This is a genomic window from Solidesulfovibrio sp. C21, from assembly GCF_047785625.1.
Lineage (GTDB): Bacteria > Desulfobacterota > Desulfovibrionia > Desulfovibrionales > Desulfovibrionaceae > Solidesulfovibrio.
Window position 1 is genome coordinate 1 of sequence record NZ_JBLODY010000033.1, and the last position, 15,675, is coordinate 15,675.

Genomic DNA, 15,675 nt, shown 5'->3' on the forward strand with positions numbered 1-15,675 from the left:
CCCCCGGACCCCCACCCTCCCCCAAAAACTCTCAAAGGGGTTTATCGTCAGCAGTCCAATGCATCTTTACAGGCGGCGCTTCGCCGCTGGCGCACCTTGTTACCGCAATCGCGTCCGGCGTCGAGAGGCGAAAGCCCCTCGTGCCGCCGGGCCGATTGCGGCAACAAACGTTGGTCTCCCGCCGCCCGACGCCACCAAATCCGCCACCGCCTACCAGCCCAACCCGGTAACGGGGGGACCGGGGGGCATCAAGCCCCCCGGCAGTGGGGTCCAGGGGAGGCAGAGCCTCCCCTGGACGCCGGAGGCAATTCCTACTTCCCGAGCCCGCGCAGGCGCAAGCCGACCAGCTTGATGAAGCCGGAAGCATCGGCCTGGTTGTAGATTTCGTCCTTTTCGAAGGTGGCGAGCTTGGGGTTGTAGAGGCTGTTGGGCGACTTGCGGCCCACCGGATAGGCCTGGCCCTTATAGAGCTTGACGCGCACGGTGCCGGTGACGCGGCTGGAAGCTTCGTCGATCATGGCTTGCAGGGCCTTGCGTTCCGGACCGTACCAGAAGCCATTGTAGACCATCTCGGCGTACTTGGGAACGAGCCCGTCGCGCAGGTGCATGACCTCGCGGTCGAGGCAGATACCTTCGAGGTCGCGCTTGGCGATATGCAGGATGGTGCCGCCCGGGGTCTCGTAGACGCCGCGCGACTTCATGCCGACGAAGCGGTTTTCGACCATGTCGATGCGGCCGATGCCGTGCTTGCCGCCAAGGGTGTTGAGCAGCTTGATGAGCGACGCCGGCGAAAGATTTTCGCCGTCAACGGCCACCGGGTCGCCGTGTTCGAAATCGATGGCGATGACGTCCGGGGTATCCGGGGCTTTCTCCACGGGCACGGTGAGGAGGTAGGTGTCGGGGCCGGGTTCGTTCCAGGGGTCTTCCAGCTCGCCGCCCTCGAAGCTTAAGTGCAGCAGGTTGCGGTCCATGCTGTGGTCCGAGCCTTTCTTGTCCGAGGGGACGGGGATGCCGTTTTGCTTGGCGAAATTGATGAGGTCGGTGCGCGAGGCGAAATCCCATTCGCGCCAAGGGGCGATGGTGCGCAGATCCGGGGCCAAAACGCCGGTGGTCAGCTCGAAGCGGACCTGGTCGTTGCCCTTGCCCGTGGCGCCGTGGGCCACGGCCTGGGCGCCCTCGGCCCGGGCCACCTCGACGAGGCGCTTGGCGATAAGCGGCCGGGCGATGGAGGTGCCGAGCAGGTAGCGGCCTTCGTAGATGGCGCCGGCGCGCAGCATGGGGAAAATGAAGTCCTTGGCGAATTCTTCGCGCAGGTCGTCGATATAGGCCTTGGACGCGCCGGTGCGCAGGGCCTTTTCCTCCAGGCCGTCGAGTTCCTCTTCCTGGCCCAGGTCGCAGGTGACGGTGATGACCTCGCAGTCATACGTCTTTTTGATCCATTTGAGGATGACGGAGGTGTCGAGGCCGCCGGAATAGGCGAGGACGACTTTCTTGATGGCGCTCATGGCTCGTTCCTTCTTGCGGGGCTATTTCCCCTTGGTGAAAATCCATTCGAGAATGGCTTTCTGCACGTGGAGACGATTTTCGGCTTCGTCCCAGACCACGGAATGGGGTCCTTCCATGACGGAATCGGTGATTTCCTCCCCGCGATGGGCGGGCAGGCAGTGGAGCACCTTGACATCGGGTTTGGCCAGGGCGAGAAGCGCGTCGTTTATCTGGAACCCGTCGAAGGCCTTGGCCCGGATGGCCTGTTCCGATTCCTGGCCCATGGAGGCCCAGACGTCCGTATAAAGGTAGTCCGCGCCCTTGGCCGCTTCGGTCGGATCGTTGACCACGGCCACGTCGGCCCCTTCGTCCCGGGCGCGTGCAACCACGGCGGGATCGGGTTCGTAGCCCTTGGGCGCGGCCACGACCACGCGGAGGGGGAAGCGGGCGGCGGCGTTGATAAGCGAATGGGCGATGTTGTTGCCGTCGCCGACAAAGGCCACGGTGAGCCCTTGCAAACCGCCGGAGTGCTCGCGCATGGTGAGCAGGTCCGCCATGATCTGGCAGGGATGGTATTCGTCGGACAGGGCGTTGACCACGGGGATGGAGCCGGCCGTGGCCAGTTCCTCGAGCTTGTGGTGGCCGAAGGTTCGCACGATCAGACAGTCGGCGTAGCGGGACAGCACCCGGGCGGTGTCGCGAATGGGTTCGTCGCGGCCGAGCTGGGAATCGTTTTGGGTCATGAAAATGGGCCAGCCGCCGAGGTGGCGCACGGCGACCTCGAAGGACACGCGGGTGCGGGTGGAGGCCTTTTCAAAGACGAGGATGCAGGTTTTGCCGTCGAGCAGGCCCGAGCGATAATCGGCGGCCTTCATGGTGGCGGCCCTGTCGAGCAGGGCGGCGGCCTCTTGCTTGGAGAAGTCCAGAATGGTCAGGAAGTGTTGGGGCATGACGATATCCTTGCGACGCGACTTGCCGTAAATTGTAGAAAAGGCAATATATAGTCCTATCCGCCAGGCCTTGTAAAGGGCCTGGACGCCATACCGCTGTCCCGGATGCGTTGACCCGGCCGCCGTCAGGGTGGTAGCAAAATCCCATACTGATACATCCCATCCGGCGCCGGGCCGCCTGTCCGGCCGGGCGCGGAAACACGGGCCCGTCGGCCCATAATCCAGGCGGGAGGATGCACTCATGAAGGCAATGCGCACGGTGTGCCTGTTGGTTGGCTTCTCGGCCCTTGTGGCTCTGTCGGGATGCGTGGTCGCGGCCGGTCCCACGGTGTACGTGCCGTCGCCACCGCCCGTCTGCCCGGACGGCTACTACTGGTCGCCGGGATACGGCTGCGTGCCCGCGCCCGTCATGGTCGCTCCAAGCGTCGTCTACGCCCAGGTCAATACCCAGTATCTGAGCCTGCGGTCCTGCCCGACGACCAAGTGCGGCATCCTGGCCTCGCTGGACCTCGGCGAGCAGGTCCAGGTGCTCTACCACCAGGGCGGCTGGACCCATGTTTTCGTCCCCACCCGGGGGCTTGAAGGCTGGGTCGCCACCAAGTACATCGATTAAAAGAGCTTTCTTGTCGTGCGGCGGTCGGCCAGTCAGGCCGTCCGCCGCAGCGCCCCCTCTCCGTCTGGACAAAGCGCCGCGCCGGCTCTATAGGTAGCCGGATGCAATATTTCCCGCCGACTGCCGCCTGCCGGCGCATCCTCCGGATCTCCGAACGCCTTTTTACCGCCGCAACGCCGGTTCGGGTCGTCGCCTTCCATCACGCCCCGACCCCAGCTGCAAACGAATTGACCCGGACCGGCGCCAACTGACGGCTCCCGGCGGACAGCCCCATCCCTAACTCCCGAGCACAGTCAAGGCCCATGAGCTGGAAAAAAGCCTGCCTGATTTTTTATATCGCCCTGGTGGTGACGGCCGTGGCCAACATTGAAAAGGTGTCGGTGTGGGTCGATGAGCGGCTGGCCGACGGCCCCGCCCCCGGAGTGGCCCGCGAGGTGCGCCACGTGCGCAACCTCTGGCGCGAGACCAGTCTGGCCACCGTCTCCCGCAAAATGGACTGCGCCCTGGCGCCTTTTTTCGACGAGACCTACAAAAACACCCTGGCCTGCCGCGACGAACCGGCCACGGCCAAGGCGGCCCAGGCCCTGCATGACCGCCTGGACCCCAACCAGCCGGTGATCAAAAGCGACATCCCGGTGGATACGGCCGGGTTGCTGGCCGCCCTGGCCCCGCCAAAGCCGCCGGTTACGGATGCCGGGACGGCTGGCGACGCGAATACCGCCCAGCCGGGCGCGCCCGCCACGGGGCAGCAGGAAGGTCCCAAGTTGACGGCCGCCAAGCTGCAAGCCCCCCGCAGGATGCTGGTGGTGGGTGATTCCCTGGCCATCGGCCTGTCCTTGTCCCTGCGCCGATCCGTGGCCGAATTCGACGGCATGGAACTGTTCGAGGAAGGCAAGGTGTCAAGCGGCCTGGCCAATCCCAAGTATTACGACTGGAGCAGGGCGCTGCGCGTCTTTCTCGACAAGTACAAGCCCGACGTCGTGGTTGTCATGATGGGAGCCAACGACGCCAAGTACATCAACGTCAACGAAAAGCCCCGGGCGCCCGGAAGCCCGAACAAGACCTGGCCCGAGGTCTTCGCCATGCGCCTGGAAAATCTTTTGAGCGCCTTGCAGGACAAAGGCATCCGCAATTACTGGATCGGGCTGCCCATCATGGGCGATCCGACCTTTGCCAAGCAGGTCCAGGTCATGAACGGGATACTCAAGACCGAGTGCGCCAAATACAGCGCCAGCCGTTTTCTCGACACCTGGAATCTGCTCACCGACGCCCAGGGCAATTACTCGACGTTTCTGCCCAACGAAAAGGGCGTCAAGATCAAGGTGCGGGCCAACGACAAGGTGCATTTCACCGTGGCCGGGGGCGACATCCTGGCCCAATCCTTCCTGGCCGCCCTGGCCAAGGACATGGAACTTCGGCCCAAGAAATCCGATGCGACCAATACAACGGCTTCCAACAAGCCATGATCCTTGCGCCGAGGCGCCAAACACCGGTTCAGCCCACGCCCGCCGTGCCGGGACGGGGCGCATTCTCCCGCTGCTTTTGGCCTGTGTCCTGTGTTTCATGGCCGTCTCCTGCAAAGGCGAAAGCGGGGAGACGACCCAGCCCGACAGCGTGCTGACCCCATCGGGCCTCTTTTCCCGACGCGCCCCCAAACCGCCCCACGCCTCCCCTCTGCGGATGCTCGTCGTCGGCGATTCGCTCTCGATCAGCCTCGGCGAGCAGATGGAGCATGCCCTCGCCGGCGCGGTGGGCATCGACTACACCCGCGACGGCACGCGCTCGACCGGGCTGACCAGACCCGAACTCCTCGACTGGCCGGCCAGGCTGCGCGAGCGCGTTGCCGGCGATCCGCCGGACGTGGTGGTCATCATGATCGGGGCCAACGACGTCATGCCCGTGGAGGGGCCGGACGGCAGCCGCGTGTTCTTCGACAACCCTGCCTGGCCCGAGGCCTATGCCGCCAAGGCGCGCGAGCTGGTGGCCATCTGCCGCGCGGCCAATCCCCACGTCCGGGTCTATTGGGTGGGGGTGCCGGCCATGGGCGAGGCCGAACTGGCCAAGGGCGCGATCCAGGTCAACGCGGCGCTTTCGTCCATGTGCGCCGCCACGCCGGGCTGCCGCTTCATCGACACCCACGCGGCCTTCAGCGATCCCGCCGGTCGCTACAGCCGCCACGGCCGCGACGGCGCGACCGGCGAGCACCTGACCCTGCGCACGGCCGACGGCGTGCATATGACGGAAGCCGGGGCCAGGCTCCTCGGCGGCGTCGTCCTGGCCGGCATCGCCAAGCGGGAACATCTGCCCCCCATCGCCGGCGTGGACGAACTGCGCGCTTACGCCCGGGACGTCCACCCCACCCCCGACCAGACCGCCGCCGCGGAGCCGCAGGCGAAACCCAAAAAGACCAAGGCCAGGCCGTCCGGCAAGGTCTATACGGTGAAAAAAGGGGACACCCTTCGCCTCATCGCCCGCCGACTGGGGATTTCCGCCGACGATCTCATGGAAATCAATCCCAACGCGGAAGCCACCCGCCTGTCGCTTGGCCAGTCCCTGCGGCTCCCGGTCAAACGCTGACAAGGAGCAAGATTCTCCCCGGTCCGCTTCAGGCTCTAGGCCGTAATCTTCCCGCAGGCCCGCGTCAGCGCCGCGGCCAGGGCCTCCTGGTCCACGGGCTTGGACACGTAATCGTCCATGCCGGCGGCCAGGAGGTTTTCCCTGTCCCCGGCCATGGCGTGGGCCGTCATGGCGATGACCGGAATGGGATTTTGCCCGACATCCCGGGTTCTCTCCCGGATGCGCGCCGTGGCCTTGACGCCATCCAGAACCGGCATGCCCACATCCATGAAGATGCAGTCCGGACGGATGGCCAGGGCAAGTTCCACGGCCTCCTGACCGTTGCGGGCCACGGTCACGACATGGCCGAGCTTTTCCAGCATGCGGCTGATGCCCATGGCGTTTATGGCGTCATCCTCGGCGACCAGAACGCGCACACCGGTTGCCGGTCCCGGCGTGGCGGCGGTCGGGAGGGCTCGGCCCTCGTCGCCCTGCGCCAGCGGCTGTACGAGCGGCAGGGCGCACACGCAGCGCGTGCCCCGGCCGACCTCGCTTTCCACGCTGATGGTTCCCTGCATCAGGTCGAGCAGACGGCGCACGATGGCGAGGCCGAGTCCCGCCCCCTGGAAGCGCCGGGAAAACGACCGCTCCACCTGGTGAAAGGCCTCGAAGACCCGCTCCAGTTCCGATTCGGGAATGCCGACCCCGGTATCGGTCACGGCAAAAAACACGCTGCCGTAGCCCGAGGCATTGACCGGGCCGGCCCAGACCTCAAGGCGTACACCGCCGGTCTTGGTGAACTTCACGGCATTGCCGACCAGATTGTAGAGAATCTGGCGCACCCTGCCCTCGTCGCCGAAAAGAATCTCGGGAACGCCCGGGGCGACTTCCGCGCTCCAGTCGATTCCCGCCTCGCGACAAACCGGCATGAAAGCCGCGGTCACTGCGGACAGAAGGTCCGCCAGCCGAAACGATTCGGGGAGCAAGGTGAGCTTGCCGGATTCCACCCGGGACAGGTCGAGAATGTCGCCCAGAAGACGCGTCAACCGGCGGCAGGAAACCAGGGCGGCGTGTACGTATTCGTGCTGTTCGGACGTCAGGCTGGTTGCGGCGAGCAGTTGGGTCATACCTTGAATGCCATTTAAAGGCGTTCGCAGTTCATGGCTCATGTTGGCCAGAAATTCGCTCTTGACCCGGCTGGCCCGTTCCGCCGCCTCCTTGGCCGCAAGCAATGCGGCCGCATCGCGTCGTCTGGCCACCATTCGCCAAACAGTGTCCAGGAACAGGGAAATGGAGCGCATGTCGGAGGCATCGTAGGGTTCCCGCTTGCCGGCAACGACCAGCATCGCCACCACCCGCTCGTCCGAAACGATGGGCACGCACACAGTCTCGCCGTCCATGCCCGCCTTCCCCGCGGGTATGACCACGGGACGCCGCGTCGTCAGCGCCTCGGACCATCGCCCCGGGACATGCCGCTCAACGAGCCCCTCCGGCCGATGGAGCAGGCATTGCGTATCGCAGGCCTCGGCCACCCGCGACAACCGGCTGTCCGCTTCGTCCTGCAAAAACATGCAGCCGAACCGGCTCCCGGTCAGCCGCCTGACCTCTTCCACGGCATGGACAAGCAGTTCGTCGAGGCCGGCCGCCTCCATCCGGGTGACGGCAAAAAGGCTTTGCATGCGGGCTTCACCCAGGCGCAGGCGTTCTTCGTCGCGCTTGCGCTCGGTGATGTCCCGGAAAAAAACCAGCGCCCCGTCCTTGCCGTCCCAGGCGACAGGGACCGCGGCCACTTCGGCCAAAAACGCCTCCCCATCCAGGCGCAGCATGGTTTCCTCGCTCAAGGGCACCGCACGCCTGTTGACATTGAGGTCATGGATACGCGCGCGCACCCGATCCTGGTCGTGGATGGCGACCCGCTCCAACGCCGCCGTACCGATCAGGGCTCCGGGCGTATCCGCGCCCAGAAAACGGCGGGCCTGGGGATTGGCGTAGGCAAAAACGCCCTCGGTCTGAACGAAAACGCCGCTGGGGGCATGCTCCACGAGCTGGCGAAACCGCTTTTCGCTTTCGATCAGGCGATGTTGGGCCTCCAGGCGATCCGTGACATCGATGATCACCGAATACAGCAGTTCCCGCCCCATGAGGCGGATTGGTCCGGCATTGACCTCGACCCCCCGGATGCGTCCGTCGGCCAGACGGTGGCGGAAGCTGAAGGTGGTGGCACGCCGGGTTGTTGCGTTTTCCATGGCTGCCTTCACGGCAGCGGGTGGCAACATGTTGATTTCATGCATTCTCTTCTGCCGGATCTCCTCGCGCGTCCAACCGTAATAGGCGCAGGCCGAGGGATTGGCGTCGACCACGGCGCCGGACTCCGGGTCGATCAGCAGCATGACGGCATGGTTGTTTTCAAAAAGGCTCTGATAGCGCGATTCGCTCTCGGCAAGGCGCAGGACAAGCTGGTTCCGGGCCAGCCGACGCACCATGAGCAGGCCCAGGCCAGCCGTCACCAACGGATACACAAGCAGCACCGGCAAGGTGATGCGGCGAAGCGTCATCAGCGCGTAGTGGCCCGGCAGCAGCAGCATGCAGGCCAACATGGCCACATGCACGACAAGACCGAAAACATAGAGTTCCCCAAGGCCCAACCCGGCCAGCCGGTCCTTGCGCCATTGCCGCCAGGCCAATCCGATCAGGCCCGAGGCGATGCTGACCGCGACGCCGACATACAGGCCGACGCCGCCTTGCCCCAGACGCAGGCCGGCCACCATGACCGTGGCCAGGGCCGTGGGCACGAAACCGAAAAAGAGTCCGGCCACGCCGAGCAGGATGGATCGGGTATCGAAGAAAAGCCCGGGGCGCAGTTCCCAGGGGTTGAGCATCACGGCCATGGCGATGACGCCCAGGCAAAGCCCCATCAGGACGCGCCGGGAAAACGAGGCCTGTGCCGCCTCGGCCCTGGTGAACGAATCGTAGAGAAAGGCCAACGCGAGCAGCAAGGCCGCATTGTTGGCGAGACCAAGGAGCATGCTTTTGGGGAAAAATTCCATGGATGCTCCCTGCTGGGGCATGAAGGATGTCCACCCGATTGCTGCGCCTGCCTGACGTGGGAGTCCCCACGTACGCCGTATCGTCCACGTTGCGGCCATAAGCGGCTATTGCCGCGTTGTTCCCCGTATCGTCCCCTTGAAACTAGTGCCAATGGGTTTTGAAGGCAACATATTTGAATAATTATTTTTTACAAAAGACAGATGTATTGTGAAAGACACAATGCCGGGGACTGTTTCTCACCAAAACATACGGGAAAAAACTTTTCTGGAAAAGCAATAAACGCTCTCGCACGCTCTTTTCAAAACCAAATAAAAAAGCCCCCCTAGTCTTCGCCATATTTCTTGAGTTTTTTGTGCAGGGTTGCACGGGTGATGCCGAGCACGCGGGCGGCCTCGCTCTTGTTGCCGCCGCAGGAATCGAGGGTGGCCAGGATGACCTCGCGCTCCACATCGTCGAGCGGCCGTCCGGCGAGCCCGCCCGCGGCCCCCGCGCCGGCCGAGGCATCCGCCCTGGTCCCGATGGGATCGCAAAGGGGCAACTCGCGCTCGGAAACATATTCGCCGACGGACAAGATCACCGCGCGCTCCACGGCGTTTTCCAGTTCGCGCACGTTGCCGGGCCAGGGACAGCGGATGAGGTGGTCCATGGCCGAAGGGGTGAACCCCTTGATACGTTTGCGGTTTTTCTCGGCGAACCGGGCCAGGAAAAACTGGGCCAGAAGCGGAATGTCCTCGGCGCGCTTCCGTAGCGGCGGCACGGTCACGGTCACGACATTGAGGCGGTAATAAAGGTCCTCGCGAAACCGCCCTTCCTCCACTTCCTTTTTGAGGTCGCGGTTGGTGGCAGCCAGAATGCGCACATCCACGCCCACCGGCTTGTCCCCACCCACGCGCTGGATTTCGCGCTCCTGAATGACGCGCAACAGCTTGGCCTGGATGGGCTGGGCGATCTCCCCGATCTCGTCGAGGAAGATGGAGCCCTTGTTGGCGGCCAGAAACCGCCCTTCCCGGCGGCGCTCGGCCCCGGTGAAGGCCCCTTTTTCATGGCCGAAAAGTTCCGATTCAAGCAGGGATTCGCTTAACGCCGCGCAGTTGACGGCCACGAGCGGCCCGGAGGTCCTGGGGCTGTCGGCGTGGATGGCCTTGGCCACAAGCTCCTTGCCCGTGCCGGATTCCCCGGTAATGAGCACTGTGGCCTCGGTGGGAGCGACCATGCCGATCATGTTGAAAAGATCACGCATGGCCTTGGACTTGCCGATGATTTCCGGCCCTCCGGCCACCGGGCCGAGCTGTTCGCGAAGCGAGGCGTTTTCCGCCGCCAGACGCATGTGGTCCAGCGCCCGCTCCAAGGTCAGGCGCAGCACGTCGAGATCGAGGGGCTTGGTCAGGTAGTCGTAGGCTCCGGTCTTGAGCGCCGCGATAGCCGTTTCCACCGACGAATAGGCCGTCATGATGATGACCGGCACCGAAGGGTTGTATTCCTTGATGCGCGTGAGCGCCTCCATGCCGCCCATGCCGGCCATGCGCACGTCGAGCAGCACGGCGTCGTAAGCCTTCTCCCGGACCATGGCCACGGCCTGCTCACCATCGGAAGCCCCTTGCGGGGCATAGCCCCAGCCGGAAAGCACCGTCCGCAACATGGACAAATGCCCGGCGTCGTCGTCAACCACAAGTATTTGCGCCTGGTTCATGCTTCCCCGCTTTTGTGCCGCCGGTTGTCGGACGGCAGGTACACCGTGGCCACGGTGCCGCCGTCCGGCCGGGCGGTCAGGACGATCTCGCCGCCGTGGGCCGCCACGATCTTATGGGCAATGGGCAGCCCCAATCCGGTCCCATGCGGTTTGGTGGTGTAATACGGATCGAAAATCCGGTCGCGCTCCGCGTCGGCGATGCCGCCGCCGGTATCGGCCACGGACAAAAACGCCCGTCCGTCCGGGGCGGTGCCTGCGGCCAGGGTCATGACGCCGCCGGGCTGCATGGCCTGTATGGCGTTTAAGCACAAATTGAGCAGCGCCTGGGTAAGGCGGTCCGGATCAGCGGTAACTTCCGGCCCGTCGGCCGCGCCGGAGATGTCCACGGACACGCCCCGGGCCGTGGCGTCGGGCAGGGTCAGCCGGGCGGCGTGGGAGGCCAGATCGGCCAGACGCACCGGCCGGCGCTTGATGTCCGAAGGCCGGGCGAATTCGATCAGTTCGGAGATCACGCGGTTTAAACGGTCCACCTCGCGAACCATGACCTCGGCCGCCTGCCGGTCTTCGCTGCCCGGGGCGAACTTGGCACCGAAATACGCGGCGTAGCCCCGGATGGAACTCAAAGGATTACGTATTTCGTGGGCAACCCCGGCAGCCAGATTGCCGACGGCGGCCAGCTTCTCGCGCCGCCTTATCTCGGCTTCCAGCCGACGCATCTCACGCAGGTCCCGCAGCACGACCAGCGACCCCACGGGCGTTCCCTCCTCGGTGCGCACGGCCGAGACCGCCACGCCAAGGGCAATGGGTGCGCCACCGCTTATGGCCACGTCCATCTGGCGCTCGCCGCCCTCCCCGTTTTCCAGGATATCCGGCGGCAGCACCTCGCCGACCGGTCGGCCGACGAGCCCCCCGGAAGCCACACCGGCCAGGTTTTCGGCCGCGCCGTTGGCCATGGTCACCCGGCCGTCCGGGGCCACGAGCAACAGCCCCGCCGGCATGGCGGCCACCACTTCCGAGGCCAGGGCCGTGGTCTGGCGCAAGGCCCGGCGCTGGGCGCGGTAGCTTTGGGCCCAGAAAAGGGCCAATACGCCGCCAAGCCCGAGGACCAGCAGCACGCCGGCCGTGGTCAGGGTGTTTTGAAGATCGACCCGGCGGGCGGCCTCGATGGGGGCGACGTCGAGGCCGACGAAAATGACCAGGGGCATGCCGCGCAAGTCGTGCTGGCCCCCGGGAGCGTCGCAGTCATCGGTGCAGAAAAAGCCAGGATCGCCCATGGGGGGATGGTGGCCATGGAAGCCGTGGAGCCCCCGGCCCCGCGCCGAGGGAATAAAGCGCCGGTAGACCACAAACGACTCGCGGCCGTCATCCTCCGTGGCCAGACGCCATTTTTCCGTGGCGTCCGGGGCCAGTTCCCGCATGGCTTCGGGAGTGAAGAGCTGGCCGCCGATACGCTTGGCGTCATTGTGGGCCAGGATGCGGCCGCCGGTGTCCGTGACGGCGATATAGAAGATGCCGGGCTGGTTGGCCGTTTCCTCGAGCAGGTGCTGCAATCGGACATTGGCTCCGAAGCCGCCGCGCATGCCAGTGCGGGTGCCGGCCTCGAAGGCCTTTATCAGGGCCGCGCCTTTTTCCAGCAAGAGCTGGGTGACGTATTGCTTTTCACGGCCCAGGTCGATGGCGGCCATGGTGATGACGACGGCCGCCAGGATGACGGCCGCACCGATGACCAGCAAGGGCGACGACGCCCCGCGAAAAGGATTTCGCCGGAGAAATGCGAGCGCATTCCTTGCGCGCGTCAGGAGCCTGTTCTGCATAAAATCCATACAATCTGGTTAAATTCTATACGATACAATCCCACCGCTGTCCAGAACAGAGGCGGATTCGGCCCTCCTCCGGAGAGAACCCCGCCAGCCGGGCAAACCTCTGCATGGAGTGTTCCAGGCATCGCAACCCTTTTCGCCTGCCCGGTGGCCGTCGCAAACGTCACCAAACAAATCGGATAAATTTGACAAGCCGTCACTCGCCGCCGTAGGGAATTCGGGAAACCATCAGCATGCCTTTCCTCTTCAACATCTGGCAACGGGGTGTATTTCATGCGGAATCTGAAACTCGGGGTCAAACTTATCGGTGGTTTCCTTCTCAGCGCCGCCATCACGCTCGTTGTCGGGTTGGTCGGGCTGGCAGGGTTGTCGACCGTTTCCAAGCAGTTAAGCATCGTCACCGACGTCGACATGCCGGCCGTGCGTGATCTGCAACTCATAAAGATCGCAGGCGAATCCATCCGTGTGGCCCAGCGGACCCTGCTCGTGCCCGGCGTGCCCGAAAAGGACCGCAAACGCCAGTACGACAACATCACCCGTGTCCGCGACAGCTACCACGAAGCCTGGAACGAATACGAGAAACTGCCCAAAACGGAAGAGGCGAGGCGCCTCTGGCAGGAATTCGTTCCCGCTTGGCAGGAATGGGTCAAAATCAACAACGAGACGTTCGACGCGGCCCGGGAATGGGACAAGTCCGACCTTGGCGATCCCAACGTGTTAAGCGGCAAAATCGCCAAATTCCGCGGCGACCATTACAAGCTTTTGAGCGATGCCTGGGCCTTGGCCCTTTCCGGCGCGCCCCTGACCGGCGGGGATGACGCCGCGGCCTGCGCCTTCGGCCAGTGGCTCGACAGCGAGGGCCGCGACATCAAGAACCCCGTCTTCCGCAAGAACCTGGCCACAATCCAGCCCGTCCACGAGGCGCTGCACAGGGCCGTGGCCAAACTCAAGGCTCTGTCCGCCCGCAACACCCCGCGCGAGGAACGGATCGCCCTCGTGCAGCACGACGTCATACCCGCCGTGGAAAAGACCATGAGCCACTTTGCCGCCATGGGCGAGGAAGTGGCCCGCATCGAGGCGATCTATGCCAGCATGCGCCAGCAGGCCATGGTCACCACGCGGGACAAGCAAATCCGTTGCTTCAAACTGCTCGACGAGCTCATGACCGACTCCCTGGCCGCCGCCCAGCGGGGCAAGAAGAACGGCGAGGAAGCCGCCTCCCGGGCAATGGTCATGTTGGTCTCGGGCATCGGCATCGGCGTGCTGTTGGCCGTGGTGCTCGGGCTCATCATTTCCCGCATGATTACCAAACCCGTCCTCCTCGGGGTCCGTGCGGCCGAGGGACTGGCCGCCGGCGACCTCAACCAGCGCATCGATCTCGACCAGAAAGACGAAATCGGCGCACTGGCGGCGGCGCTGCGCCACATGATCGCCAAGCTGCGCGAGGTGGTGGGACAGGTCCAGGGCGGGGCGGAAAACGTGGCCTCGGGCTCGGAGGAGCTTTCGGCCACGACCCAGAGCCTGTCGCAAGGCGCGACGGAACAGGCGGCCAGCGTCGAGGAGATCTCGTCGTCCATGGAACAGATGGCCGCCAATATCCGCCAGAACGCCGATAACGCCAAGCAGACCGAACAGATGGCGCTCAAGACGGCCAAGGATACCGAAAGCGGCGGCCAGGCCGTGGCCCATACCGTTTCGGCCATGAAGCAGATCGCCGAAAAAATCGGCATCATCGAGGAAATCGCCCGCCAGACCAACCTGCTGGCCTTAAACGCCGCCATCGAGGCGGCTCGGGCCGGGGAACACGGCAAGGGCTTCGCGGTGGTGGCGGCCGAAGTACGAAAGCTGGCCGAGCGCAGCGGCAACGCCGCCGGCGAGATCAGCGAGCTGTCCTCCTCGAGCGTCAAAATCGCCGAGAACGCAGGAGAGTTGCTGGCCCGCATCGTGCCCGACATCCAGCGCACGACCGAACTCATCCAGGAAATCGCGGCCTCGAGCGTGGAACAAAACGCCGGCGCCGAACAGGTCAACCGGGCCATCCAGCAGCTCGACCAGGTGGTACAGCAAAACGCCTCGGCCTCCGAGGAAATGGCCTCCACCGCGGAAGAGCTCTCGGGGCAGGCACTCCAGCTCCAGGAAACCGTCGCCTACTTCCGCCTGGACACGGTGCATAAAGCTCACCGCGTCGCGCCCAAGGCTATTGCCGCCAAACCGGCAAACCCGGTCAAACCGACGGCCAAGCCCCTGGCCAAGGGCACAAGCGGCGTGCCCCTCGACCTGTCGGGCGACACGTCGGACGACGATTTCGAACGGTTTTAGGGGGAAGGGAAAAGAAGTGCGAGAGGGGAAACCCTTTGAAAAGGGTTCTCCCCTCTCGCACTCTCCCCTTCCTAAATCTTATAAATTTTAGCGCGTTATATTATTTCTGGGCCGCAAACAGGCCAGACCAGGAAATCCCGACCGCTTTTGACGCCCACGCCCACGGCCCCCTTGTGGAGGTAGAGGGCATGGGCCCAATCGTGTTCAAAGGCGCTGGTGGTGGCGGACCAGTAGGCTTCGCCCACGTCCGTGAAGGGATGTCCGGCGGGCAGGGCCGGAAAGGCGCAATCGGCGTCGACCAGGGATTCCAGCTCGTTGATGTCGGGCAACCGCCAGCCTTCGCCAAAGGCGGCGGCAACGGCCAGAGCCTCCTCCCAGGCAACGGTTCCCCTGGCCGCATCGGCCGCGCGGGCCCAGAGGAGGCCGGTCAGTCGGTCGCGCACAGCCTCGCCGCGCATCTCGAAACGCGGACTCGGCCAGGGCGCTCCCTGGCGCAGCTCCCCGTCCTGCCCGGTGCCGACGCAGGCGATGCCCTCCCCCGCTCCATCGAAGCACCTGAGTTGTCCGGTGCGCGGCAGGAGCATGTCCCCGGCCAAGGGCCAGCACAGGCAGTCCTGGTCCTTGCGGCCGTAAAACATCCGCCCGCCCTCCATATGGACGTACCAGGCATAGCCCGGCGCGGGCGCGGCGGTTGTCGCGGTCCAGTACCAGCCGAGAAAGACGTTTCGAAAGGGATGCCCGGGCGGCAGAGCCGGACGCGCGGCCCCGTAGGAAACGAGGCTTCGCAGCTCACGGCGGTTGGGCAGCCGCCAGTCGGACCGGCCGAAGCGCCCGTCGCGGGCCCAGCCGGCGGCGAAGGCGAGCGCCTCGCCCCAGGGCATGGGGAAGCCGGCCAGCCCGGCGTCACGTGGCCAGACAAGGCCGGTCAGCGCGTCGGCAACCAGTTCGGGATCGTCCGCAACAAATCGGTCCCCGTCCATCCGCCCGCGTCGGGCAGACGCCGCGTCCTGGCCGCTGCCGGGGCAGGAAATTTCCCGACCGTGCGCATCGTGGCAGGTCGTCTGCCCGGTCGGCAGCACCGCCATTGGAGAAAACTGAAGCGCCATCCGGTCAGTCTACCCGCCATCGGGCCGCGTGGCCAGACCAAGGTACAAGGGATGCAGAGCGCATCTCCCAGTCCCCGTGCCAACGCCT

10 protein-coding genes are annotated in these 15,675 nt (G+C 64.9%); 4 read left to right on the forward strand and 6 right to left on the reverse strand.

Annotated elements, in window-relative coordinates; genetic code table 11:
- Positions 1 to 311: 311 nt before the first annotated feature.
- Both ACMZ6R_RS11355 and argF read right to left on the reverse strand, forming a co-directional pair.
- Positions 312 to 1,505: an argininosuccinate synthase gene (locus ACMZ6R_RS11355; protein ID WP_416111457.1), complete on the reverse strand. Its 1,194-nt coding sequence runs from the start codon at positions 1,503 to 1,505 to the stop codon at positions 312 to 314.
- 21 nt (positions 1,506 to 1,526) lie between these two features.
- On the reverse strand, positions 1,527 to 2,435 hold the full coding sequence (gene argF / locus ACMZ6R_RS11360; protein WP_416111459.1) for an ornithine carbamoyltransferase: 909 nt from the start codon (positions 2,433 to 2,435) through the stop codon (positions 1,527 to 1,529).
- 241 nt (positions 2,436 to 2,676) lie between these two features.
- Between argF and ACMZ6R_RS11365 the strand changes: the two genes are divergently transcribed.
- The 3 genes from ACMZ6R_RS11365 to ACMZ6R_RS11375 all read left to right on the forward strand — a co-directional run bounded on the left by ACMZ6R_RS11365 (position 2,677) and on the right by ACMZ6R_RS11375 (position 5,625).
- On the forward strand, positions 2,677 to 3,048 hold the full coding sequence (locus ACMZ6R_RS11365) for an SH3 domain-containing protein (protein WP_416111461.1): 372 nt from the start codon (positions 2,677 to 2,679) through the stop codon (positions 3,046 to 3,048).
- 302 nt (positions 3,049 to 3,350) lie between these two features.
- A complete protein-coding gene (locus tag ACMZ6R_RS11370; protein ID WP_416111463.1) occupies positions 3,351 to 4,514 on the forward strand; it encodes a DUF459 domain-containing protein in 1,164 nt (387 codons plus the stop codon).
- A 97-nt stretch (positions 4,515 to 4,611) separates the two neighbouring features.
- Positions 4,612 to 5,625, forward strand: a complete 1,014-nt coding sequence (locus ACMZ6R_RS11375; RefSeq protein WP_416111465.1) for a DUF459 domain-containing protein — start codon at positions 4,612 to 4,614, stop codon at positions 5,623 to 5,625.
- Between the two features lie 35 nt (positions 5,626 to 5,660).
- On the opposite strand, the gene ACMZ6R_RS11380 is transcribed toward ACMZ6R_RS11375, so the two are convergent.
- The 3 genes from ACMZ6R_RS11380 to ACMZ6R_RS11390 all read right to left on the reverse strand — a co-directional run bounded on the left by ACMZ6R_RS11380 (position 5,661) and on the right by ACMZ6R_RS11390 (position 12,075).
- On the reverse strand, positions 5,661 to 8,672 hold the full coding sequence (locus ACMZ6R_RS11380; protein WP_416111467.1) for a PAS domain S-box protein: 3,012 nt from the start codon (positions 8,670 to 8,672) through the stop codon (positions 5,661 to 5,663).
- Positions 8,673 to 8,974: 302 nt separating this feature from the next.
- On the reverse strand, positions 8,975 to 10,342 hold the full coding sequence (locus ACMZ6R_RS11385; protein WP_416111469.1) for a sigma-54-dependent transcriptional regulator: 1,368 nt from the start codon (positions 10,340 to 10,342) through the stop codon (positions 8,975 to 8,977).
- Complete coding sequence (locus ACMZ6R_RS11390; protein ID WP_416111471.1) at positions 10,339 to 12,075, reverse strand: ATP-binding protein; 1,737 nt, start codon at positions 12,073 to 12,075, stop codon at positions 10,339 to 10,341. Before ACMZ6R_RS11390 ends, ACMZ6R_RS11385 begins: the two co-directional genes overlap by 4 nt.
- Before the next feature lie 360 nt (positions 12,076 to 12,435).
- On the opposite strand from ACMZ6R_RS11390, the gene ACMZ6R_RS11395 reads away from it, so the two are divergent.
- Positions 12,436 to 14,481 (forward strand): methyl-accepting chemotaxis protein, encoded by a 2,046-nt coding sequence (locus ACMZ6R_RS11395; RefSeq protein WP_416111473.1) that lies wholly within the window; start codon positions 12,436 to 12,438, stop codon positions 14,479 to 14,481.
- 95 nt (positions 14,482 to 14,576) lie between these two features.
- Here the strand turns inward: ACMZ6R_RS11395 and ACMZ6R_RS11400 are convergent, their stop codons facing one another.
- Complete coding sequence (locus ACMZ6R_RS11400) at positions 14,577 to 15,587, reverse strand: DUF1566 domain-containing protein (RefSeq protein ID WP_416111475.1); 1,011 nt, start codon at positions 15,585 to 15,587, stop codon at positions 14,577 to 14,579.
- Between the last annotated feature and the right edge of the window lie 88 nt (positions 15,588 to 15,675).